Annotated in this window: 19 protein-coding genes; 15 read left to right on the top strand and 4 right to left on the bottom strand. The window is 46.3% G+C overall.

Features of this window, described 5'->3' with window-relative positions:
• The first annotated feature begins 134 nt into the window (after positions 1-134).
• From RCO84_RS12170 to RCO84_RS12160, 3 genes are all read left to right on the top strand, one after another.
• On the top strand, positions 135-962 hold the full coding sequence (locus tag RCO84_RS12170; RefSeq protein ID WP_317572852.1) for a glycerol acyltransferase: 828 nt from the start codon (positions 135-137) through the stop codon (positions 960-962).
• Between the two features lie 78 nt (positions 963-1,040).
• Positions 1,041-2,036 carry a GNAT family N-acetyltransferase gene (locus tag RCO84_RS12165; protein ID WP_317572851.1) on the top strand — a complete coding sequence of 332 codons (996 nt, stop codon included), beginning with the start codon at positions 1,041-1,043 and terminating at the stop codon, positions 2,034-2,036.
• 224 nt (positions 2,037-2,260) lie between these two features.
• A complete protein-coding gene (locus tag RCO84_RS12160) occupies positions 2,261-3,400 on the top strand; it encodes a PDDEXK nuclease domain-containing protein (protein WP_317585216.1) in 1,140 nt (379 codons plus the stop codon).
• Positions 3,401-3,474: 74 nt separating this feature from the next.
• Here the strand turns inward: RCO84_RS12160 and RCO84_RS12155 are convergent, their stop codons facing one another.
• Positions 3,475-4,812: a deoxyguanosinetriphosphate triphosphohydrolase gene (locus RCO84_RS12155; protein ID WP_317585214.1), complete on the bottom strand. Its 1,338-nt coding sequence runs from the start codon at positions 4,810-4,812 to the stop codon at positions 3,475-3,477.
• Between the two features lie 168 nt (positions 4,813-4,980).
• Here RCO84_RS12155 and dut point away from each other — a divergent pair, with 168 nt between their 5' ends.
• The 4 genes from dut to RCO84_RS12135 are packed head-to-tail and all read left to right on the top strand — an operon-like array spanning position 4,981 to position 10,101.
• Entirely contained in the window at positions 4,981-5,418 is a 438-nt protein-coding gene (gene dut, locus RCO84_RS12150; RefSeq protein ID WP_317585213.1) for a dUTP diphosphatase, read from the top strand.
• Between the two features lie 48 nt (positions 5,419-5,466).
• Entirely contained in the window at positions 5,467-7,317 is a 1,851-nt protein-coding gene (locus RCO84_RS12145; RefSeq protein WP_317585212.1) for a tetratricopeptide repeat protein, read from the top strand.
• A gap of 37 nt (positions 7,318-7,354) precedes the next feature.
• Positions 7,355-8,269 carry a DUF4292 domain-containing protein gene (locus RCO84_RS12140; protein ID WP_317585211.1) on the top strand — a complete coding sequence of 305 codons (915 nt, stop codon included), beginning with the start codon at positions 7,355-7,357 and terminating at the stop codon, positions 8,267-8,269.
• Positions 8,270-8,319: 50 nt separating this feature from the next.
• Entirely contained in the window at positions 8,320-10,101 is a 1,782-nt protein-coding gene (locus RCO84_RS12135; protein WP_317585210.1) for a murein hydrolase activator EnvC family protein, read from the top strand.
• Positions 10,102-10,240: 139 nt separating this feature from the next.
• On the opposite strand, the gene RCO84_RS12130 is transcribed toward RCO84_RS12135, so the two are convergent.
• Positions 10,241-10,465 (bottom strand): DUF4248 domain-containing protein, encoded by a 225-nt coding sequence (locus RCO84_RS12130; RefSeq protein WP_117588154.1) that lies wholly within the window; start codon positions 10,463-10,465, stop codon positions 10,241-10,243.
• Positions 10,466-10,479: 14 nt separating this feature from the next.
• Positions 10,480-11,601: a replication initiation protein gene (locus RCO84_RS12125; protein WP_317585209.1), complete on the bottom strand. Its 1,122-nt coding sequence runs from the start codon at positions 11,599-11,601 to the stop codon at positions 10,480-10,482.
• Between the two features lie 1,093 nt (positions 11,602-12,694).
• Between RCO84_RS12125 and RCO84_RS12120 the strand changes: the two genes are divergently transcribed.
• Both RCO84_RS12120 and RCO84_RS12115 read left to right on the top strand, forming a co-directional pair.
• Positions 12,695-13,504 carry a starch-binding protein gene (locus RCO84_RS12120; RefSeq protein ID WP_317585208.1) on the top strand — a complete coding sequence of 270 codons (810 nt, stop codon included), beginning with the start codon at positions 12,695-12,697 and terminating at the stop codon, positions 13,502-13,504.
• Positions 13,505-13,513: 9 nt separating this feature from the next.
• Complete coding sequence (locus RCO84_RS12115) at positions 13,514-15,715, top strand: alpha-amylase family glycosyl hydrolase (RefSeq protein ID WP_317585207.1); 2,202 nt, start codon at positions 13,514-13,516, stop codon at positions 15,713-15,715.
• A gap of 43 nt (positions 15,716-15,758) precedes the next feature.
• Here RCO84_RS12115 and RCO84_RS12110 read toward each other — a convergent pair whose 3' ends face one another.
• Positions 15,759-16,823, bottom strand: coding sequence for a M20 family metallo-hydrolase (locus RCO84_RS12110; protein WP_254970221.1), 1,065 nt, complete (start codon positions 16,821-16,823; stop codon positions 15,759-15,761).
• 129 nt (positions 16,824-16,952) lie between these two features.
• On the opposite strand from RCO84_RS12110, the gene RCO84_RS12105 reads away from it, so the two are divergent.
• The 6 genes from RCO84_RS12105 to RCO84_RS12080 all read left to right on the top strand — a co-directional run bounded on the left by RCO84_RS12105 (position 16,953) and on the right by RCO84_RS12080 (position 23,522).
• Positions 16,953-18,761 (top strand): AMP-dependent synthetase/ligase, encoded by a 1,809-nt coding sequence (locus RCO84_RS12105; protein WP_317585204.1) that lies wholly within the window; start codon positions 16,953-16,955, stop codon positions 18,759-18,761.
• Between the two features lie 39 nt (positions 18,762-18,800).
• Positions 18,801-19,928 (top strand): peptide chain release factor 2, encoded by a 1,128-nt coding sequence (gene prfB, locus RCO84_RS12100; RefSeq protein ID WP_317572841.1) that lies wholly within the window; start codon positions 18,801-18,803, stop codon positions 19,926-19,928.
• Positions 19,929-19,949: 21 nt separating this feature from the next.
• Positions 19,950-20,099 (top strand): hypothetical protein, encoded by a 150-nt coding sequence (locus RCO84_RS12095; protein ID WP_186292301.1) that lies wholly within the window; start codon positions 19,950-19,952, stop codon positions 20,097-20,099.
• A gap of 4 nt (positions 20,100-20,103) precedes the next feature.
• Complete coding sequence (locus RCO84_RS12090) at positions 20,104-20,604, top strand: CYTH domain-containing protein (RefSeq protein WP_006847608.1); 501 nt, start codon at positions 20,104-20,106, stop codon at positions 20,602-20,604.
• Between the two features lie 166 nt (positions 20,605-20,770).
• Positions 20,771-22,132 (top strand): sodium-dependent transporter, encoded by a 1,362-nt coding sequence (locus tag RCO84_RS12085; RefSeq protein WP_317572840.1) that lies wholly within the window; start codon positions 20,771-20,773, stop codon positions 22,130-22,132.
• Between the two features lie 34 nt (positions 22,133-22,166).
• Positions 22,167-23,522 (top strand): sodium-dependent transporter, encoded by a 1,356-nt coding sequence (locus RCO84_RS12080; RefSeq protein WP_317585203.1) that lies wholly within the window; start codon positions 22,167-22,169, stop codon positions 23,520-23,522.
• Positions 23,523-23,549: the final 27 nt, after the last annotated feature.

The raw sequence follows: 23,549 nt of genomic DNA, 5'->3' as shown, positions 1-23,549 counted from the left end.
AATGGGCTCGATTTGTCGTGATAGTTTTAAAAAACTAATAAATTTTCGCTTTTTTGCTATTTTTTTGGAAAAAATGGCACGTATTTGAAAAAGTTGAGTTACTTTTGCACTAACTTATATAAGTTTTAGCAAACATGAGTGAATCAATAGAGAAAACGATAGACATAGATAAGATACTGAAGAGCAAGATGGGAAGCAAAGTGAAATTCGTACCGCGCTTCCTGGTTTCCTGGCTCAAGAAGATTATTCATGAGGACGAGGTGAACAGGTTCTTGTGGGAGAGCCGTGGCCTTTCGGGTACTGAATGGCTCGCCGAATGTGTGCGCTATCTGAAGATGGATGTTGAAATCGTAGGCTTGGAAAACCTGCCTGACAAGAACGACGGCAAACTCTATACCTTTGTTTCCAATCATCCTCTGGGTGGACAGGACGGCGTATGTCTCGGTTCCATCATCGGCAAGCACTATGATGGCAAGTTCCGCTATCTGGTGAATGATCTTCTGCTCAACTTGCCGGGTTTGAAACCTGTAAGTATCGGCATCAACAAGACGGGTCGCCAGAGCCGCGATTTCCCACGTATGGTGGAGGCGGGCTTCAAGAGTGACAACCACATGCTGATGTTTCCGGCTGGCTTGAACAGCCGCAAACGCAAGGATGGAACCATCCACGACCTGCCTTGGAAGAAAACGTTTATCTCTAAGAGTGTAGAATATCAGCGCGATGTGGTGCCTATCCATTTCGGAGGGCGCAACTCTGAGCGTTTCTACCACATCGCCCGATTTAGCGACAAGTATCTGCCGTTCAATCTCGCCATGCTGTTCCTGGTTGACGAGATGTACAGGAATGTGGGCAAGCATTTCCGCATCTCCATCGGCAAGCCGATTCCTTGGCAGACTTTTGATAAGAGCAAGTCGGCTACAGAGTGGGCGCAGTATGTTGAAGACAGGGTTTATGAACTTTAATGGTTTGCAAAACCCGGGAACATTGTTTTATATTAACGAAATCGTAGAATCATAGCATAGAAATAGAAGAAGAGTAATATGGAAGAAGAAATCATCCAACCGATTGACCGTGAGCTCCTGAAGAGTGAGCTTACACCCGACAAGCAACTGAGAATGACCAATAAGAGCCATAACGAGATTTACATCGTTACGGCAAATGATTCGCCTAATGTGCTGAAAGAGATTGGTCGACTTCGTGAAATCGCTTTCCGCGAGGCGGGAGGCGGAACGGGCAAATCTATGGATCTTGATGAGTTCGACTTTGGTGACAACTGTTACAAGCAGCTGATTGTCTGGAATCCTGAAGCCGATGAGATTATCGGCGGTTACCGTTATCTCCTGGGTAAGGACTGGCTGCTCGATGAGAAGGGGCAGCCTAAGCTGGCAACCAGCCACATGTTCCATTTCTCCGACAAGTTCCTCAAGGAGTATATGCCTTATACCGTAGAGTTGGGCCGTTCCTTCGTTTCGCTCGAATATCAGAATGTGCGTACTAACACCAAGAGCATCTTTGCTCTCGACAATCTCTGGGATGGTTTGGGCGCTTTGACGGTTCTCTATCCGGAAGTAAAATATTTCTTCGGAAAGATGACGATGTATCCGTCTTACATCCGTCGTGGCCGCGACATGATTCTCTATTTCCTCAAGAAGCATTTTGATGACAAGGAGAATCTCGTAATCCCGATGAAACCGCTGAAATTGGATACTCCGGAGAGTGATTTGGCTGCCATCTTTACAGAAGATAACTTCAAGGCAGACTATCGTATCCTGAACCGTGAAGTTCGCAAGTTGGGTTATAATATCCCTCCTCTTGTTAATGCCTACATGAGTCTGAGTCCTACGATGAAGCTTTTCGGTACTGCCATCAACTATGGCTTTGGTGATGTAGAGGAGACTGGTATCCTCATCGCCATCGATGAGATTCTCGAAGAGAAGCGAGTTCGCCACATCAACAGTTTTATTAAGGAACATCCTGAGGCTCTGAAGATTACGAGCGGAGCCAATAAAGTAATTTATAAGGAAAAAAATATCTAACCTATACCGCAGAATCCCATGTTCTTATTGCTTATTGGCAATAGAAACATGGGATTTTTGTTTTCTGTAAAAACTGCTTGCCTCGGTTAAATAGTCTTAATGAATCTCGGAAAAGGCAGCGGAATCTTGGTTTTATGTGTCGAAAAGTGTATCTTTGCGGTAGATAATTATATAACAGATGGTTATGAAGAACTTAGTCTGAAAGTATAATAAAGAATAAAGGTATGGACAAGCCGATAAACATTTTAGATAAAGATTACTTGCAATGGGTCAAGGAACTCTGTAAGCGTTATCGCCAGAGCCAGGTTAAGGCTGCGGTAAAGGTGAACCATGTCGTTCTGCAATTCTATTGGGAATTAGGAAAAGACATATGTAATAAAGAAGCAGAAAACAGGTATGGAAGTAAGTTTTATGCAGCTTTGAGCCGAGATTTGCGGAATGAAATGCCTGATGCAGAAGGATTGTCAGAAAGAAATTTGCGCTATACAAAAAAGTTCTATCAGCTTTATAGTCAAGAAATTAGAATTTTGCAGCAACTTGCTGCCAATTCAGAAAGTGAAATTTTGCAGCAGCCTGCTGCAAAATTCAATACAGAATTTACTCAGCAAGTTGCTAACCAATTAAAAAGAGATATTTTTTCAATTCCTTGGGGGCATCACATGCTGTTGATAGATAAGTTTTTGACAGAACCCCAAAAGGCATTGTTCTATGTACAACAAGTCATAGAGAATGGTTGGAGCAGAAATGTCCTTCACAATTATATAGATTCGTCTCTGTATGAGCGACAAGGGAAAGCTTTGAGTAATTTTACTCGGACATTACCTGATGTCGGCAGCGATTTGGCACAAGAAATTACAAGAGACCCATATAATTTTGCTTTTACAGGTATCACTAAGCCGTATAATGAGCGCATTCTTAAAGATGCTTTGCTCAATAATATCACCAAGTTCCTTACCGAACTGGGTACTGGCTTTGCATACGTAGGCAAGGAATATCGCTTGCAGATAGGAGAGAAAGAGAACTTTATCGACCTGCTCTTTTACAATTTGAACTTGTCATGCTATATAGTTCTGGAAGTCAAGATAGGATCATTCACTTTTGCAGATGTCGGGCAACTTGGTGGCTATGTAGTTGCTTGCAACCATCTTCTTCGCAAAGAGGGGAGAGACAACCCTACAATAGGTTTACTTATTTGCAAGGAGAAAGACCGCATTCAGGCACAGTATGCCCTGGAATCAAGCAGCCAACCCATAGCTATTTCTGAGTATGATCTAGAAAAGTTCTATCCTGAGAAATTGGAAGGAACTATGCCGACGATAGAGGAATGGGAAGCTAAGTTGGGCGGTAACATTGAACACGAATAATATTGAATGATTAAACAGGATTAATCAAGATGGCATCTCGACGCTTCAGCAATTAAAACAACGAGGGCGCTACCTTATACAATAGGCAGACTGATTCCGTTGATCTTCTGATAGATGTCGAGCGCATAGATGTCGGTCATGCCGCTGATATAATCAATTACCGCCATGATGCGCTCCTCCAGATTCTTGTTCTCTATATCATACTGGCTGCTTACCCGGCGCAGGAGCTGTTTGGAGTAGAAGCGCGATGGGTTGACGGCTGCCTCGATGAAAACCTCCATCAGAGTTGCCATGATTTTATAACCCGACAGTTCTATGTCGAGTACCGGCTTGCTTTGGTAAATCTTAGAGTAGGAGATCTTCTCACATTCCTTGTATGCCTTTTTCTGGCGCTCGGAAATATGGTCGATGAGACTGCCCTCGAAAGTTCCGGCAAGAATTTCCTCCTCGTGCGCCAGGAAGGCTGCCACACATTCGTTCTCCAGTTTGCCGATGACGCTGGCTCTCATGTAAACCACTTTCTCGTTTTCGTCAGTCAGTTCTTCGTCGATGATGCGCTGGCGTATCTTCTGCTGGATATCTTCATCGAAGAAACTCAGCAGCAAGTGCTCCGTCTCGGCAAAGGAAAGAATCTTGAGCTTATGGGAGTCTTCGATGTCCATGATTTCGTAGCAGATATCGTCGGCAGCTTCTACCATATATACAAGTGGATGGCGGGCATATTTGAGAGGCTCACCCGGTGCTGATTTGCAAAAAATGCCCAATTCATCGGCAATTTTCCTATAAGATTCCGCTTCTGAAGCAAAGAAACCGAACTTGCCGTGGTTGCCGGCAAGACAGCTTGCAAACGGGTATTTCACGATGGAAGCAAGCATGGAATAGGTCATCACGAAGCCTCCCTGACGGCGCCCCTTGAACCGGTGGGTCAGGATTCTGAAGGCATTAGCGTTGCCTTCGAAATGCGTAATATCATCCCAAAACTCCGATGAAACCATTGATTTTATCTTCTGACCTGGTCCTTCAGAGAAGAAAGTCTGGATGGCTTTCTCGCCGGAATGACCGAAAGGCGGATTGCCCAAATCATGTGCCAGACAGGCTGCACTTACGATGGTACCTATCTCCTCGACAAGCGTATCCTTCAGTTCAGGCCGCTTCTGGATGACACGTCGGGAAATGTCGTTACCTATCGACATGCCTACACTCGCCACCTCTAGACTGTGGGTGAGGCGGTTGTGAACGAAGATGCTGCCCGGCAAAGGGAAAACCTGCGTCTTGTTCTGCAGGCGGCGGAATGCCGATGAAAAGATAAGACGGTCGTAATCGCGCTTGAATTCAGAGCGATCATCATGGCGCTCGGCATGCTTATGCTCCTGTCCGAAACGCTTGTTGGATATCAGTTGTTTCCATTCCATATTATTGTATTACTTGATTCTGTAGCGCAAAAATACACTAAAGTAAGCACAAATCAAAATAAAATATGATAAATTACATGTTTTTATCCTCAAAAATTCATTTATTCCATCAAAATTGCTTATTTTTGCAGATTATTAAACTCAGACACAGATAAAAAAGAAGAAGTCATGATAAAAGTACAGATTATCAACAAGGGGCATCAGCCTCTACCTGCGTTTGCCACACCTCAGAGTGCCGGCATGGATTTGCGTGCAAACATCGATGAGGCAATCGTGCTTCATCCTATGGAGCGACGACTGGTGCCAACCGGTCTTTATATAGCTTTGCCTGCAGGTTATGAAGCGCAGATCCGTCCTCGCAGCGGTCTGGCTTTGAAGCATGGCATTACCGTATTGAATACGCCGGGAACCATCGATGCCGATTATCGCGGTGAAATCATGGTTCTGCTCATCAATTTCTCTACAGAGGATTTCGTTATCAACGATGGCGAGCGTATAGCCCAGATGGTGCTGGCTAAGCACGAACAATGCGATTTCATCGAGGTTAATGAGCTCGATGAAACCGAACGTGGAGCCGGCGGATACGGTCATACGGGTGTAAAATAACAGATTATTAAAGATAAAGATAGAATAGAAAGGATTAGAATCGTGAAGATGAATCTTAGAAATATCAGTTGGGCAATGGGGCTGGTCTTGCTGGGCTCGGTAGCCATGCCGTCGCTTGCCCGTAAGAAGAAGGTGCAGCCGGTTCAGAAGCCGGCGGTTCAGGAGGATCATCTCTCTCCGAACGACCGCCAGCGCTACAACTATTTCTTCCTGGAGGGAGCGCGCCAGCAGGCTGCCGGCAATTATTCGGCAGCTTTCGACCTCTTTGAGCATGCCCGGAAGATAGACCCGAAGGCGGCTGAAACCTATTTCTATGAGTCGCTTTTCTATTCTCAGCTCAAGCAGGATTCCCTGGCACTTGCCTATATGCAGAAGGCAAAAGAACTGAATCCGGAAAACCAGACCTATGCAGAGCAGTTGGGTAGATATTATATAGGTAGCCAGAAATACGATCTTGCCATCGATGCCTATGAAAATCTGTATGCCAAAAACCACGATAATACCGATGCCCTCCGCATCCTGGTTCAGCTTTATTCCCAGAACAAGGATTATAAATCAGTACTCAAAACCATTTCGCGTCTTGAGGTGGAAGAAGGTGAAAGCGAACAGTTCACCCTCTCTAAAATGAGAGTTTATGAACTGATGAACGACAAGAAGGCTGCCTATCAGGAACTGAAGTCGCTGGTAGACCAGCATCCGCTGGATATGCAGTACAAGACGATGCTGGGCAACTGGCTCGTACAGCACGACCGCCAGAAGGAAGCTTACAAGTGCTTTACCGATGTGCTGAAGGAAGAGCCTGACAATTCCTATGCCCAGATGTCGCTTTATGACTATTATAATGCCACTCATCAGGAGCAGCTTGCCGGGCAGATGCTCGATAAGATATTGATGAGTCCGAAATCGGATCTGGAGACCAAGGTGATGATGTACCGCTCTTTCATTCAGAAGAACGAGAGCGAAGGTGGCGATTCTACCAAGGTGATTGCGCTGTTTGACAAGGCGCTCAACGTGGCTCATCCGTCAGCCGAAGTGGCAGAGATGAAAGCTGCTTATATGAGTTTGAAGAAGATGCCTGCCGACTCTGTTTGCCGTGCCTTCGAAAAGGTGCTTACCATAGCTCCGGATAACGTGAATGCCAGAATGCAACTCGTACAGATGCTCTGGAACGAGAAGAAATATGACCTGGTTTCCCAGCAATGTAAGGCGGCTCAGGAGTATAATCCCGAAGAAATGGTGTTCTATTACTTCGGTGGAATGGCGTATTATCAGAAAGATAAGGAAGACGAGGCGCTCCGTGAGTTCCGTCTCGGATTGGCGCAGGTGAATGCACAGTCGCCGGCAGACCTGGTTTCTGACCTCTATGCCGTAACCGGCGATATCCTTCATAAGAAAGGTGAAGAGCAGGAAGCCTTTGCGGCTTACGACTCCTGCCTGCAATGGAAAGATGACAACGTGATGGCGCTGAACAACTATGCCTACTATCTGAGCGAGAAGGGTGTTGACCTGCATAAAGCTGAGTCGATGAGCTACAAGACCATCAAGGCAGAGCCGAACAACGGTACTTATCTGGATACCTATGCTTGGATTCTCTTTATGGAAGAACGCTATACTGATGCCAAGACTTATATAGACCAGGCACTCAAAAACCGCGATTCCACCGCAGATAACAGTACGGTTCTGGAACATGCCGGAGATATCTATTATATGAATGGTATGGCCGATGAATCCGTAGATTTCTGGAAGAAAGCCTATACCGGCGAGAACCAGACTGAGGTGCTGGCATGGAAGATTAAGAACAGACAATATATTACCGAAGAAGAACTGAAGAAGCGTAATGCGCCAAAGCAGAAACCTGCCGCTACGAAGAAGTCAGTTAGAAAAGGTAAGAAGAAATAAACGGAAAGTAGAAAAATCAGGAAAGATGAAATATATAATGAAGAAGAATAAGATGATGCTGCTTGCCGCAGCCTGCAGCATCCTGCTCCTCGGTTCTTGCGGAACCAGCAGGAATTTACAGGGTTCTGGCTCCTCATCAGCCAGTCATCAGAAAGAGAATGCCACCAAGGGTTCTGACTCTCGTCAGAGTGAGACGTTCAGGAAGTTGGCTTTCGTACAGAAGGTTTCAGACAATCAGGTGTATACCAGGAATATTGTAGGCAACATGTCGTTTACTCTCCAGGCTGGTGATAAGGACATTACTGTGCCGGGCAAACTGAGCATGCGTAAGGATGAAATCATCCGCATCCAGCTCTTTATTCCTATCTTAGGTACAGAGGTGGGCCGTCTGGAGTTTACTCCCGACCATGTACTTATCATCGACCGTCTGCACAAGGAATATATCAAGGCAGATTATACCCAGGTAGACTTCCTCAAGAAGCAGGGCATCTCCTTCTATTCTCTGCAGGCTCTCTTCTGGAACCAGCTGCTCCTGCCGGGCGAAAGGACTGTGAAAGAATCAGACCTGAAGAAGTTTGATGCCACCTTGGATGTGGCAGGAGATGCTGTGCCGGTTAGTTTCAGAAACGGCAATATGACCTATTCCTGGTCTGCCAACCGCACAACCGGCCGTATCACAGCAGCAGATGTTGTCTATAAGAGTGCACAGAACGGCACCTCCAATCTCCACGTCGACTACGGCAACTTCAAGAGTGTAGGTGTCAAGATGTTCCCTGCCTCCCTGAATCTGTCGATGACCACTACTGCTACCAGAAAAAAGCAGGAGGCTAAGATCAGTCTGGAATTGAATCAGGTGAAGACCGACAGCAAATGGAGCACTCAGACCGAGATTTCGGGCAAATACAAGCAGATTTCTCCAACAGATGTGCTCAGCAAGATATTGAGTATGTAGATGCTCATCAAGAGTTTGAAATTATAGAACATGGGTTTTTAATATAAGAAATGAAGCGAATCTTATTATTCATCATGGCAATCACCTTCTCGCTCGCACCTTTTGCGCAGAAGCATTCTGCCCAGAAGAAGCCGGTGAGAAAGACTGCCGTAACTGCGAAAAAGAAGGCTGCTACTCCTGCCAGAAAGACGAACAGCAGAAGTCATGCGGCCAGAAAGACATCCAAACCAGCTGCGCCAACCAGAGCAGAACGCAAGGCGGCAACCTATAGCAATGCCTCTATCCGAGGTTTGCAGGGACAGCGCGCTTCTATCCAGAAGAAGATCAGAGAGCAGGAGCAGGCTTTGCAGAGAAATAAGGCGGATGTGAAGAAACGTCTTGAAGACCTGATGGCGCTGAACGGAGAAATAGACCAGCGTCAGAAGAAAATTGACGGTATCCAGAAGGATATCCATCATATTGACGGCAATATCGGCATTCTGCAGGCACAGTTGAAAACGCTTCAGCAACAGTTGCAGGACCGCAAGAACAAGTATATCCGTTCCATGCGCTATATGAGCCGTCATCATACGGTTCAGGACAAGCTGATGTTCATCTTCAGTGCCAAGAATCTGACACAGATGTATCGCCGCCTTTCCTTCATCCGCCAGTATTCTTCCTATCAGAAGGCGCAGGGCGAGGCTGTAAAGGCTAAGCAGAAGCAGGTGAACGAGAAGCACCAGCAGTTGCAGCATGTAAGGGGACATAAGAACACCTTATTATATAAGGGTAAGCAGGAGAAGACGGCATTGGAAGGTAAGCAGACCCAGCAGCAGGAAATGGTGCAGGGACTGCAGAAACAGCAGAAGACCATTCAGGCTGTCATCGCCGACCAGCGTCAGAAAGATGCGGCAATCAACGCTCAGATTGACCGCTTGATTGCTCAGGAAGTAGCCAAGGCTCGTGCCCGTGCTGCTGCCGAGGCTAAGAAGAAAGCCGCTGCCGCTGCTGCCGCCAAGAAACGTGCCGAGGAACTGGCTCGCAAAAAAGCTGCTGCCGAGGCTGCTGCCAGGGAGAATGCCCGTCGTATAGCCGAAGCCAAGGCGCGTGAGGCTGCTGCCGAAGCTGCCCGCAGAAAGGCTGCCGAAGAAGCAAGACTGGCTGCCGAGGCTGCAAGAAAGGCTCAGGAGGAGGCTGCTGCCCAGGCTGCTGCTCAGGCGAAGGCTAAAGCGCAGGCTAGGGCGCGTGCTGCTGCCGAGGCTGCCCAGCGTGCCGCCGCAGAACAGGCTGCCCGTCAGGCTGCTGCCGAACAGGCTGCAAGAAAGGCAGAGGCTGAAAGACAGGCTGCCGAGTTGAAGGCGAAGATGGATGCGGAACGCAGTACCCGTGAGATTGCCGCTGCCAAGAAGGAGGCACAGGAGGCTTCTACCTTGAGTTCGGTAGACCGCATGCTGAGCGGTGGATTCGAGGCTAACCGTGGTAGATTGCCGATGCCTATCAGCGGCAGTTACCGTGTGGTGAGTCATTTCGGTCAGTATAATGTGGAAGGCTTGAAGGGCATAACGCTCGACAATAAGGGTATCAATATCCAGGGCAAGACGGGTTGTGTGGCTCGCAGCATCTACGATGGTGAGGTGAGTGCCGTCTTCGGTTATGGTGGCATGTGGAACGTGCTGGTCCGTCATGGTGCCTACATCTCTGTTTACTGTAATCTGAAATCGGTCAGCGTTCATAAGGGTCAGAAGGTAAGTACCCGTCAGGCTTTGGGTAGTGTTGGCTCTGAAAACATCCTCCAGTTCCAGCTTCGCAAGGAGACTGCCAAGCTCAATCCGGAGGCTTGGCTGAGCCGATAATGTATGAATGAGCCGATGAGCAGAAGCTCCTAGCCCTGGGCTAGGAGCTTTTGGACTTTACCTTTCCCTTCGGCCGGTGACCGTTGGTTCAGCCCGATCTTGCTGCCATTATCTGGACTTATGACACACCCTTTTTTCTTTATGCCCCCGGCTCGCCCAGGTATTCGAAGATGGTGGATACCTGGCGGGGAGGGAAATACTGGCTATGCTCCTGGTAGCCTAAACGTTGCAGCTCGTTCCAGAGGGGCTCACAACGCTTAATCCATCCCATGATATGACGGCGCGCTGTTGCCCCGTCGGTTGTGTCGGGAAAGTAGAGCAGACCCAGCTCGGTCTTGCTGTACATACGTTGGGGATAATTCATAAGCTTTATATTTTTTACAATCCTTCTACACCATGATCCTTAAAGAAACCTATCATGGCTGTGGTCATATAGCCACCCATGTTCATCTTCTTGTTCGAACGCCTGCAGTTGGCTATGTAATAATCCTTTCGCAGGAAGAAGTCCTCCAGGTCGCCAATCATATCTAACCTGAGATAGCCGCTCAGCTGGTCAGCCTTCTTCTCGCTCACATCATAATTGCATTGCAGCCGGAGTTTCAGTTTGCTCCGCTGTCCTCTCAGTTCGCTGCTCACTTCTGCACCCTCCGCAGTTTCGCCAGAAGTGCGACGGTCGTGCAGGGTAAAGGTGATGTGTTCGGGCAGGTGATGCTTCTCTTTTTTACCCTCCTCCAGAAAGAAAGGTTTATAGGTAAGATACTGGTCGATGATGTGGTTCCGGTAAAGGCGCTTGAGGTCTTTGCAGGCAAAAGTCAGACATTTGTTGTCCAGTGCCGACCAGGTCTTGTAGTAATCTTCCCTGCCATGCATCAGTTGCTGGATACGTGCCGTTTTGCTGATGGTGAATCCCTTTACAGCCCAGCAGTTCATGATGAGATATAACTTGATGCTCGATGCGCTGCGGCATTGGTTGATGGCATTGAGGTCGATACGGCTGACTCCCTTGTCGAAATTGTAGAAAAACCGTATCACGTTGTTGTCGAAGCGGAATTTTACCATCCAGTTCTTGTGCCGGTCTTGGTATATCTCACTCTTAAACAGGCATGCAAATTTCCGGTAGTAGGTCTGGTCGCCCTGCTTGAACGGCAGCTGGATGGGCTTGGATTCTATACGCTGGATGGCATCGCGCAATTGCGGATAATGTCCAGTTCCAAATTTAAACTCCGACAGTTTCATGATGACATCGGTGTGGCCTGCAGCTCTCTGTTCTGCGGTGAATCCATTAAAAGTCTGTGAAGTTACCTGATAAGGGATCACATAGCCCAAGATGGCTTTCTGGGCATGCTTGATAATCTGTAGAACGATTTTGAGTTCTACCACAGAATAGTTCTGGTAAGACAATCCCTGTACGCCAAGGATGGCTATCAGTTGTTTCTCTTGTTGATTTGTCTGAGGGAAGGCCTGCTGCCCGCCCGGATGCTGTTGATTAAATTGTTCCATTGTTAGTTTTCTCTTTTAATTGTTAGTGGCCTACCGATTGGGGCAAGTCTTGTTGTTGTTTATTGAAAACCGGCATGGAATTGGAGTAAGGATAACATAACAAGATAAAAATTCTCAATCCGTGATGGAAGGAGTTTCAGCCTTTTCTCTTGCTGTCAAACTTATGTCCTTACTCTGCATCCATGCCGATAAATTTTCATCAAATTTATCAGGCATAGAATGCCCTGTAAGGATTACAGTTTGATCACTCACCTTTTGGGGCTGAATCCTACTCAATGAGCTATGTTCTAATCCTTAACCGAAAGCAATTCCCGGTGTCCTTCATCGGGAGGAGAATCGCATTCTCCGCGCTTTCATGTTGCAAAAGTAATATTTCTTTCAGACTTATGCAAATTTTTGAAGAGAAAAAATGCATTTTAATAGCTGTTTTGTTGAAAAAAAAATCTTTTTCCTCCCGTATTACGTATAGTGTAAAAGATGTAAATGTATATATATAATATACTTGGTATAGTGTAGGATAGAAAAATCTGCACCTAACTGCTTGATATTCAGTATTTCGTATTTTTAAGATTCTCCCTGGTAGTTATTCGGGCATATTCTGAAGAACCATGATTCTCCCTGATGGTAGCTATTATTAGCCCTGGTAGTCATCAAAAAAAGGTAATTCTCCCTGGTAGTTATTGAGCGCTCAAATGAGGTAAACAAATAATGTACTTCCGTTTACCAACTGATGTGGCTGAACTGGGTTAAGGATATAGCTGCGTTGGGTTAAGGATTCGACTGCATCGGGTTAAGGATTCGACTGCATCGGGTTAAGGATATGACTGCATCGGGTTAAGGATTCGACTGTATCGGGTTACGCAGTCGACTGTACTCGCTGATTGAGCCACTTGAGTAGTCTGATTGAACCACTTGAGTAAGCTGATTGAGCCACTTGAGTAAATAGCATAAAAAAAAGGCATACGCTTGCAAATTGTGCAAACGATTGTCTTTTTTTTATGCTATTTATTCAACTTTTCTTCATCAGTTTTTCAACAAGTATTCTTATTTTTGCCGACGAAATCTTATAATTCAAACTTAATACATTTTGTTTATGCAGAAATTTTATACGTTGATTTGTACACTGGTATTGCTGCTGAGCATGACCTTCATGGCTCCAGTTTCAGCACTTGCGGCAGACTATACACCAGTGGTAACGGAAAATGAAATCTCCGTGTTCTTGGAAACAAGTTATGACAATGCCAAAATTTGGGCCTGGAATGACAAGGTTAAACAGTTTACTACTGCTGCTTGGCCTGGAGATGCCATGACCTTGATGGGAACTAAAGATGGCAAGAAAGTCTTTAAATGGACTTATACAGGTGGAACTGAAATCCCTACAGGTGTGATTTTTACTCATGATGGTGGGCAGAAGCTGAATGGCGGTGATCAGGAATTCAAGAATCATGGTTATTACGTAGAAGGTAAATATACCAAGACCATTGAGACTGCTCCTGCAGGCAAGGTAAAGGTGTTCTTTGATAATACAATAGAGAACCTGAAGAATGTATATTGCTATATTTATAACGGAACTGAGGCTTCTGTAGAATGGCCTGGCGTGAAGATGCAGCTCGACGAAGAGACTGAGTATAACGGCAAGAAAGGCTATTATTCTTTGGAGGTTCCTGCTGCTTTCCTTACAGGTTGTTTCGTCATCAATAATGGCGAAGCAGGTTCAACTCTTCAGGGAGAAACGGTTTATGTAAACGGTAAGGTTGTTACAGCCATAGAGAATACTACCATCACAGCTGTGAAGAAGACAACCGATGATGCCTGGTATTCTATCACAGGTGTCCGTATCAGCAAGCCTGCTCAGCCAGGACTCTATATTCATAATGGTAAGAAAGTAATCATCAGAAAATAATAGCAGAATATGAAAAAGACAATCAATTATGGTCTTCTGATGTTGGTGATGCTCTTCAGCATGGCATCCAACATCTTTGCAGACAACAAATATGGTCTTAAAGACAATATTCAGGATGGTGTCATCCTTCATTGTTTCGACTGGACGTTGGCAGATATCCAGGAAGAAATTCCTAATATCGCCAAGGCAGGCTTTACTGCCGTTCAGACTTCTCCTGTTCACGAAAGAGCAGGTAAAGGATCCGTCTGGTATGATGTTTATCGTCCATACGATTTTAAAATAGGTAATGGTCTTGGTACTGAAGCTGACCTGAAGGTCCTCTGTGCTAAGGCTCATGAGTATGGTGTCAAGGTAATTGTGGATGTTGTTGCCAACCATACCGACCATCCTAACGTGGCTGCACGCTTGAAGGACGCGAGTCTTTATCATGAACGATTTGGTGTGGGTAACTGGAATGACCGCCATCAGGTTACATTTGGTATGATTGGAATGTGGGACCTCGATACCAACAATCCTACTGTGCAAGCCATCATCAAACAATACATCCAGGATTTGAAGGCCTGTGGTGTGGATGGTGTACGTTGGGATGCTATCAAGCACATTGGTTTGCCTTCTGAGGGTGACTCTTTTATGCAGAATGTGGTGGATCAGGAGATGTACAACTATGGTGAGATCCTTGATGGTACTGGTGGTGATGATAAGACCCTTTTCCCAGAGTATCAGACCTACATGAGTATTACCGATAATGGTTATGGTAACGGCTTTGCCGATTCTTTCGCTGGTGGTTCTATCAATGGATCTGTTGGCAATTTCAATCAGAGAAAAGCAAAGACAGAAAAGTTGGTTTATTGGGGTGAAAGCCATGATACTTATGCCAACGATGGTGGTGAGTCAAAGAATAAAAGCCAGAATGTTATCGACCGTGCTTATGCAGTTGTAGCAGGAAACAATGGAGCTACCGCTCTTTATTTCTCTCGTCCTTTCCAGAAGGATAAGGGAGCTATCAAATTTGGTGATAAGGGAAGTGTTCACTTCAAAGATGCTGAAGTAGCTCAGGTAAACTACATGCACAACGTTTGTGCCGGCGAGCCAAACTATTATGTAAAAGGTAATGGCGTTTGTGCTCAGGTTCGTAAGAGTGGCGCTATTATCGTATTGGGAAATGGTTCTGACCGTGACGTGACTGTAGCCAATGGTGCTGGCGACGGCAAGTGGCTCAAGCCTGGTACTTATAAGGATATGGTAGGCGGTGGTGCTTTCACCGTCAATGCTTCTACAATCTCTGGTCATGTTGACGAGTCAGGTATTGCTGTCATCTATAATGCTGGTTCTATTGTGCTGCCTCCTGAGGTTGTTTTCAATCCAGCTGATGGTACAGCCTTCTCTGATGAGACGCTCACTGTGACTGCTACTCCTTTGAATGCTGTTTCTGCCTGGATTCAGGTGAATGATGGTGCTAAGCAGGATTTTACTGCTGACAAGCAGTTTACTGTAGGTGCTGATGTTGCCTATGGTAAGAATGTTACTATCACTTGGGGTGCAACTGACAAGGAAGGCAAGACAGAAACAGGTTCGGTAACTTACAAGAAGGTGAAGGCTTACGTTCCAGAATTGGGCAAGGCTGACGAAATCTCCTGTTTCTTGGAGACATCCAATGCGGCAGCAGCCGTATATGTATGGAATAACAAGGTTAAGCCTGTAATTAAGTATGCTGGTGAATGGAATGATGCTATCAATAAAAAGTTGCCTCTTGTAGGTAAGAGTGTTTCTGGAAAGAATGTCTTCAAGTGGACTTATGATGGCACCGAGACAACTGCTCCTGCTCAACTCATTTTCTTGGATGGTAATGGAAATAAGATAACTGCTGACGTGGACTTTGTCAACCACGGCTACTATGTTGACGGAACATACAGCACTACTGTGACCAAGGTACATGAAGATGAGATCGTTGATCCAGAGTATGTTTACTTCGATAACGCTTCCAACTGGGAGAATGTTTATTGCTACTTCTATAATGGTAAAACATCTTCTACCGCATGGCCAGGAGTCAAGATGACTTACGATGCCTCTGCTTCTCATAATGGTAAGACTGGTTGGTATAAGGTTCAGATTCCTACGGCATATCTCAAGGCTAAGTTCTTTATCAACGATGGTACTGCCGGTACTCCTGTTAATGGCGAGAATGCCTCTACTGAACAGGTAGTGAAGTAATTCTGCAGGTAAACATATAATATAGATGAATTGAGCAGAGCTCTTAGATGGCAGCGCCATCTAAGAGCTCTTTGTATTTGGCGATAGCATCAGCTATCTCGCTTATTTTGATAAATTCATCGGCTGAATGGGAGCGGGAAGATTCGCCCGGACCCAGTTTGAAGGATGGGAAGTGCATCAGAGCCTGGTCGCTGAGGGTAGGACTGCCGAACGGCTTCATGCCCATGGCTACACATTTCCTGATAAGAGGATGCGCCGGGTCGATGCGGGATGACTTCAGACGGAAACTGTGGGCCTTCACCTCGCTCTTCAGGTGCTGGCAGATAAACTCGTAAACCTCCTCGTTGTCGTAAAACTCGTTGGTGCGGATATCCACAAGCATCGTACACTTATCCGGAATCACATTGTGCTGGGTTCCGGCATTCACTACGGTAAGCGTCATCTTGGTAGGTCCCAGGAACTCGCTCACTTTCTCAAACTTATAGTCACGAATCCATCGCATATCATCCAATGCCTCGTAGATAGCGTTTACTCCCTCGTTGCGGGCAGCATGACCGCTCTTTCCGTGAGCAATCACATCCAGCACCATCAGTCCCTTTTCGGCAACAGCCGGGTTCATGCCGGTAGGTTCACCTACGATGGCAAGGTCGATATGCGGAAGCAAAGGCAGGGCACGGGTAATGCCATCCTTTCCCGACACCTCTTCTTCGGCGGATGCCAGATAGATAAGATTATACTGCTGAGGCTTTGCGGTCAGCATTCTGAATATCTGGAGGAGCGAACAGAGTCCGCCGCCGCAATCGTTGCTGCCCAAACCATAAAGTACACCCTCTTCAACATCCGGTGAAAACGGGTTGCGCGTCCATGAAGCCACAGGCTTCACGGTATCGATGTGAGCGTTGAGCAGCAGGGTAGGTCGGCTCTCATCGTAATGAGGGTCGATAATCCAGATGTTGTTCGCCTCACGATGAGGTTCGAAACCATATTTGCGGATGGTCTGCTCCATGATGTCGGCAGCCTCCTTCTCGTTTCTGCTTACAGATGGGGTGGCGATGAGCTTTTTCAGCAAATCCACGGCATCGCTTACATATTCTTCTTGTGTCATCATAATCTCTCTATTCTTTGTTTTTTCTGCAAAGATACGAAAAAAAGAGCAGATAAAGTGGAAAAAATATCTTTTTATTTTGTGTTCTTAACAAATTCTATTATCTTTGCATCAGAATATAAATATAAGCTTATGCAGATTAATAGTCATCTTTCGGTACTGGTACATAATCTCGCCAAGAAATGGGGAGAGAAAACTGCTTTAACTTTCAGAAAGTTTGGCAGCGACCAGTGGCAATCGGTTTCATTCAACCTCTTTTCCTTAAGAGTGAAACAAGTGAGCAATGCCCTCCTGAATCTTGGGGCTAAACCTCTTGACAAAATCGCAGTCTTCTCGCAGAACTGTGTGCATTATCTGTACACCGACTTCGGTGCGTACGGTATCAGAGTTACCTCTGTGCCTTTCTATGCCAACAGCAGCGAGCAGCAGATTCAATATATGATTAATGATGCGCAGATTCGCTTCCTCTTTGTTGGCGAACAGGAGCAGTATGACAAGGCTCACCGTATCTTTGCCCTCTGTCCATCTCTGGAGCGTATCATCATCTTCGATTCAAGCGTACGCATCAGTACCCACGATCCTGCAGCCCTCTATTTCAAGGACTTCCTGAAGCTGGGAGAGAATCTTCCTCGTCAGACGGAGGTAGAGGAACTCTACAAACAGGCAAGTATGGATGACTTGGCTAATATCCTCTATACCAGTGGAACAACTGGAGATAGCAAGGGCGTGATGCTGACCTATAGCCAGTATTATGCTGCTTTGAAGGCAAACAATGAGTGCATTCCTGTTACCGAAAAGGACCGTGTCATCGACTTCCTTCCATTCACCCATATCTTTGAGCGTGGATGGGCATATCTCTGCTTGAGCGAAGGTGCCGAACTCATCATCAATACTTATCCTCATGAAATTCAGGAGAGTATGAGAGAGATGCATCCTACCTGTATGTGTAGTGTGCCACGTTTCTGGGAGAAGGTGTATATCGCCGTAAAGGCAAAGATGGATGATGCCGGTCCTATCCAGAAGAAACTCTTCTACCATGCCTTGGCGGTAGGAAAGAAGCGGAATATAGAATATCTGGCAAACTGCAAGCGCCCTCCTCTGACATTGGAGTTGGAATATAGAATTATCAACAAGACCGTTTTGAGCATGGTTCGCAATCAGTTGGGCTTGGAAAAACCGAATATCTTCCCTACAGCGGGTGCTTATGTAAGTCCGGAAGTAGAGGAGTTTGTACATGCCATCGGTATCAATATGGTGGTGGGTTACGGTCTGACCGAGAGTCTTGCTACCGTATCTTGCGATCATCTCGACAAGAAACGCAGTCTGGGTTCGGTGGGTCGCCCTATCTCCTGCATTCAGGTAAAGATAGGTGAGGATAATGAGGTGCTTCTCAAGGGTCCTACCATCACTCCGGGCTATTATCATCGTGATACCACCAATGCGAAGGCATTCGACAAGGATGGATTCTTCCATACCGGTGATGCCGGCTACATGAAGGATGGCGAGCTTTATCTCACCGAGCGTATCAAGGACCTGTTCAAGACATCGAATGGTAAATATATCGCTCCGCAGCAGGTAGAATCGTTGCTCCTGGTAGATAAGTTTATCGATCAGGTGGCTGTTGTTGCCGACCAGCGCAAGTTCGTTTCAGCCCTCGTCGTTCCAGAGTTCCGTCTCGTGGAGGACTGGGCACGTGAGCATCATATCGCCTTCACCTGCCGTGAAGATTTGTGTGCTAACGAGAAGGTGCAGAAGATGCTGATGGACCGTATCCAGATTCTCCAGCAAAATCTGGCTTATTATGAGCAGATTAAGCGCATTACCCTCCTGGCTCACCACTTCTCTATGGAGTCGGGTGAGTTGACCAATACCTTGAAGATTCGCCGCCCTATCATCAACAAGAACTACAAGGCGGAGATAGACAAGATGTATGAGGAGTAATCATAAAGTTTAAAGTTAAACGTTTATAGTTAAGAGTTAATGATTACAGCTGACCAGTTGAAGGATGTGATGGACAGAGCTGACGCTCTGCATCACTATCTCAATATAGACCAGAAGAAAGTAGAATTCGAAGAGGAGCAGCTCCGCACCCAGGCTCCTGACTTTTGGGAAGACCCGAAGTATGCACAGGAGCAGATGAAGAAGGTGAAAGGCATCCAGAAATGGCTCGACGGTTATAAGACTGTACGTCTTTATGCCGATGAACTGCAGCTTGCCTTCGATTTCTATAAAGATGAAATGGTAACCGAGGAAGAGGTGGATGCTGATTATGCCAAGGCGATCAAAGCCATCGAAGACCTGGAGTTGAAGAACATGCTTCGCCAGAAGGAAGACCCGATGGACTGCGTGCTCAAGATTAATTCCGGTGCCGGTGGTACAGAAAGTCAGGACTGGGCACAGATGCTGATGCGTATGTATATGCGCTGGGCTGAGGCTCATGGCTACAAGGTAACCATCACCGATATGCTGGAAGGCGATGAGGCTGGTATCAAGAGCGTGACGATGACCATCGAGGGCGGTGAGTACGCTTATGGTTATCTGAAGAGCGAGAACGGTGTGCACCGACTGGTGCGTGTTTCTCCTTTCAATGCCCAGGGCAAGCGAATGACCAGTTTCGCCAGTGTCTTCGTAACTCCGCTGGTAGATGATACCATCGAGGTATATGTCGACCCAGCCAAACTCTCCTGGGATACCTTCCGTTCGAGTGGTGCCGGTGGTCAGAATGTGAATAAGGTTGAATCCGGTGTCCGTCTGCGTTATTGGTATACTGACCCTGATACCGGCGAGGAAGAAGAAATCCTCATCGAGAATACCGAGACCCGTGACCAGCCAAAGAACCGTGCCAAGGCATTGTTGCTCTTGAAGAGCCAACTCTACGACCGCGCCATGAAGAAGCGTCTGGAGGCTAAGGCTAAGATTGAGGCTGGTAAGAAGAAGATAGAGTGGGGAAGCCAGATTAGAAGTTATGTCTTCGACGACCGTCGTGTGAAAGACCACCGTACCAACTATCAGACATCGGATGTAGATGGCGTGATGGACGGCAAGATAGATGATTTCATCAAGGCATACCTGATGGAGTTCCCTACGAATGATGACGAACAACAATAATAATCTAAAAAATATACGACTATGAGTGTAAATAAAGACTTAAGAAGAGCCAAACATGAGGCTTATCAGAAGAAACAGGCTGCAAAAGGCGAGAAAGTAATCAAGTGGATATTCGGTGGATTGATAGTCCTCGGTATTCTTTTTGCCATCTATGCAACAAGATTAGTATAAAACTATGAGTGGATTAGAGATAGAAAGAAAATTCCTCGTTAAGAAGGGCGACGCTTATAAAAGCGCCGCCTTTTCTTCTAGTCATATCCAGCAGGGATATATTCCTGCCGAGGGGGCTACGGTGCGGGTTCGCACACGGGATGAGAAGGCTTACCTTACCATTAAGGGCAAGTCGGTAAATGGCGGCATGACCCGCTATGAGTTTGAAAAGGAGATAACGATGGACGAGGCGCAGCATCTTCTGCAACTTTGTCAGGGAGGCGTTATCGATAAGCGTCGCTATCTTGTGAAAAGTGGCAGTCATACCTTCGAGGTAGATGAGTTCTATGGCGATAACGAAGGTCTGGTCATGGCAGAGGTGGAGTTGGCTAGCGAGACTGAAGCCTATGAGAAACCTGATTTCATCGGCATGGAGGTAACAGGTGATAAGCGATTCTACAATTCGCATCTCTTGGGCAATCCTTTCTCGAAGTGGCGTGATACCTTGCCGGCTGAATATCGTTAGAAAATGTATCGAAAAGGTCATTTCTGCGTCCTAAAACGGATTAAATTGCATAAATATTACTAAATTTGTGTTTTTGCTTTCAAATAATTCATATATTTCAGAATTATTTTATAATTTTGCACGAAGAAAAATTAAAAAATAAGAAATTAGTAATAGAAAGATAGAAATGACAGATTCAAATAGAGGAAGTTTTGGTAGCAAGATTGGATTGATTCTTGCTACAGCAGGTGGCGCCGTAGGTTTGGGTAACGTATGGCGCTTCCCTTATATGGCTGGTCAGGAAGGTGGCGCAGCCTTTATTCTGGTATACATCGGAAGTGTGCTCCTGTTGGGCATTCCATGTATGATTTCTGAGTTTATCATCGGCCGTCATGGTGCCTCAAATACCGCACGTGCCTATACCAAACTCTCTAATGGTACGGCATGGAAGTGGGTAGGTTACCTGGAGGTGCTTACCGGTTTTCTGATTACGGGCTATTATGCGGTAGTTTCGGGCTGGTGTCTGCAGTATGTCTATGCCAGCATCATGGGCGAACTGCATGGTGACCCTACCTTTGTGGCGAATTACTTCAAGGAGTTTTCTTCTGATCCTATGCGTCCGGTTATGTGGACGGTAGTGATATTCCTGATTTGTCATTTCGTGATTATTCATGGTGTGCGTGGCGGTATAGAGAAGGCTTCTAAGGTGATGATGCCTCTCCTGTTCATCCTGCTTTTGATCATTGTGGTAGCAGCTTGTCTGTTGCCGGATGCAGGTAAGGGCGTGGAGTTCCTGTTGAAGCCTGATTTCGGAAAGGTAGACAGAAACGTGTTCCTGAATGCCTTGGGACAGTCGTTCTATTCTATGAGTATCGGTATGGGCTGTATCTGTACCTATGCCTCTTACTTCAGCCGTCAGACCAATCTCTTTAAGAGTGCTTTGCAGATTTCCATCATTGATTTGCTGGTAGCAGTACTGGCTGGTCTGATGATTTTCCCTGCAGCCTTCTCTGTAGGAATATCACCGGATAGTGGTCCTTCGCTCATCTTCATCACTTTGCCGAATGTCTTTAATCAGGCGTTTGCATCGTTCCCTGTATTGGGATGGATCATCTCGCTGTTCTTCTACGTATTGCTGTCGGTAGCTGCCTTGACCTCGCTGATGTCACTTCATGAGGTGAATACCTCTTTCTTCTATGAGGAGTTGAAGATAGATCGCAAGAAAGGTGCTACCATCGTTACGGTTTCCTGTGCCATCATCGGAGCCTTCTGTTCGCTCTCTTTGGGTGCAACAGATAAGCTTTCGTTCTTCGGAAAGGCGCTGTTCGATTGGTTCGACTTTGTTACGGGTCAGATATTCCTTCCTCTGGGAGGATTCCTTACCTGCCTGTTCCTGGGCTGGTATGTACCTAAGCAGATCGTACAGGATGAGTTTACTAACTGGGGAACCTTGAAGGGCCGTCTCTTCGGTATCTATCTTTTCCTGATTAAGTTCGTTTGTCCTGTCCTCATCTTTCTGGTATTTCTGAACCAGTTTGGTGTCTTCTGATAACAACAAACACTACACATTAAAGATTTAGATAATGGAAACAAGAGGAAATTTTGGTAGTAAGTTGGGCGTTATTCTTGCCACAGCCGGCTCTGCAGTCGGTTTGGGTAATGTGTGGCGTTTCCCTTATATGGCAGGTCAGAATGGTGGTGCCGCCTTCATTCTCATCTATTTGGTATGTATCATCCTGCTCGGATTGCCTGGCATGATGAGTGAATTCATCATCGGCCGCCATTCCGCTTCTAATGCAGCCCGAGCTTATTCCAATTTGGGAAAGCATAAGGCTTGGGGTGCTTTGGGCTTGATGGGTGTCATCACCTCTATGATTATCCTGGGTTTCTATGCCGTAGTGGCTGGCTGGTGCCTGCAGTATCTCTATGCCAGTATCATGGGCGGTGTTCATGGCGATGCGGAGTATGTGAAGACCTATTTCCAGACCTTTTCAGCCGATCCTATCCGTCCTACCTTATGGGCAGTAGGTTTTATCCTGCTTACCCACATGGTGGTAGTACGTGGTGTGCGCAATGGTATAGAGAAAGCATCCAAGATACTGATGCCTATGCTCTTCTTCCTGTTGATTGTGATTGTGATAGCTTCCTGCTCTCTGCCGGGAGCGATGAAAGGAGTGGAGTTCCTGCTGAAGCCGGATTTCTCTAAGGTAGATGAGAATGTGTTGCTCGAAGCGCTGGGACAGGCGTTCTTCTCTTTGAGTATGGGTACGGCTTGTCTGTGTACTTATGCCTCTTACTTCAACAGACAGACCAATCTCTTGAAGTCTGCTACTCTGATTGTGACCATTGATACGGTAATCGCCGTATTGGCAGGTTTGATGATATTCCCTGCAGCCTTCTCGGTAGGTGTGCAGCCAGACAGTGGTCCTTCGCTCATCTTCATTACCTTGCCAAACGTATTCCAGGAGGCTTTCGGTAACATGCCGGTTGTCGGTTATGTGATTTCGGTGTTATTCTATGCTTTGCTTGTATTGGCAGCCTTGACTTCTACCATCTCTATGCACGAGATAGGTACCGCCTTTATTTATGAGGAGGGTAAGATAAGCCGTGCCAAGGGAGCCTGGTTCGAGACCGTTGTTTGCTGCATCATAGCCGTATTCTGCTCGCTCTCTCAGGGTGCCGTACCTGATTTGGGTTTCTTCGGCAAGGATTTCCTGAGCAATTGTGACAACTTTACTGCCCAGCTGCTCATGCCGTTGAGTTCATTCATCACCTGTCTGTTCCTGGGATGGTATGTGCCAAAGAAGATTGTGCGTGATGAGTTTACTAACTGGGGAACCTTGAAGGGAACTCTCTTCCCAGTCTTCCTGTTCACCATCCGTTTTATCTGTCCAATCTGTATTTTCCTTATCTTCCTGCACCAGTTTGGTGTCATTTAGTAAAACCGGCAAACTTGCAGACAGACA

The sequence above is a fragment of the Segatella copri genome, assembly GCF_949820605.1.
GTDB lineage: Bacteria > Bacteroidota > Bacteroidia > Bacteroidales > Bacteroidaceae > Prevotella.
Note: the sequence above shows the minus strand (reverse complement) of the source record. Positions and strands in the feature narration are given on the sequence as shown.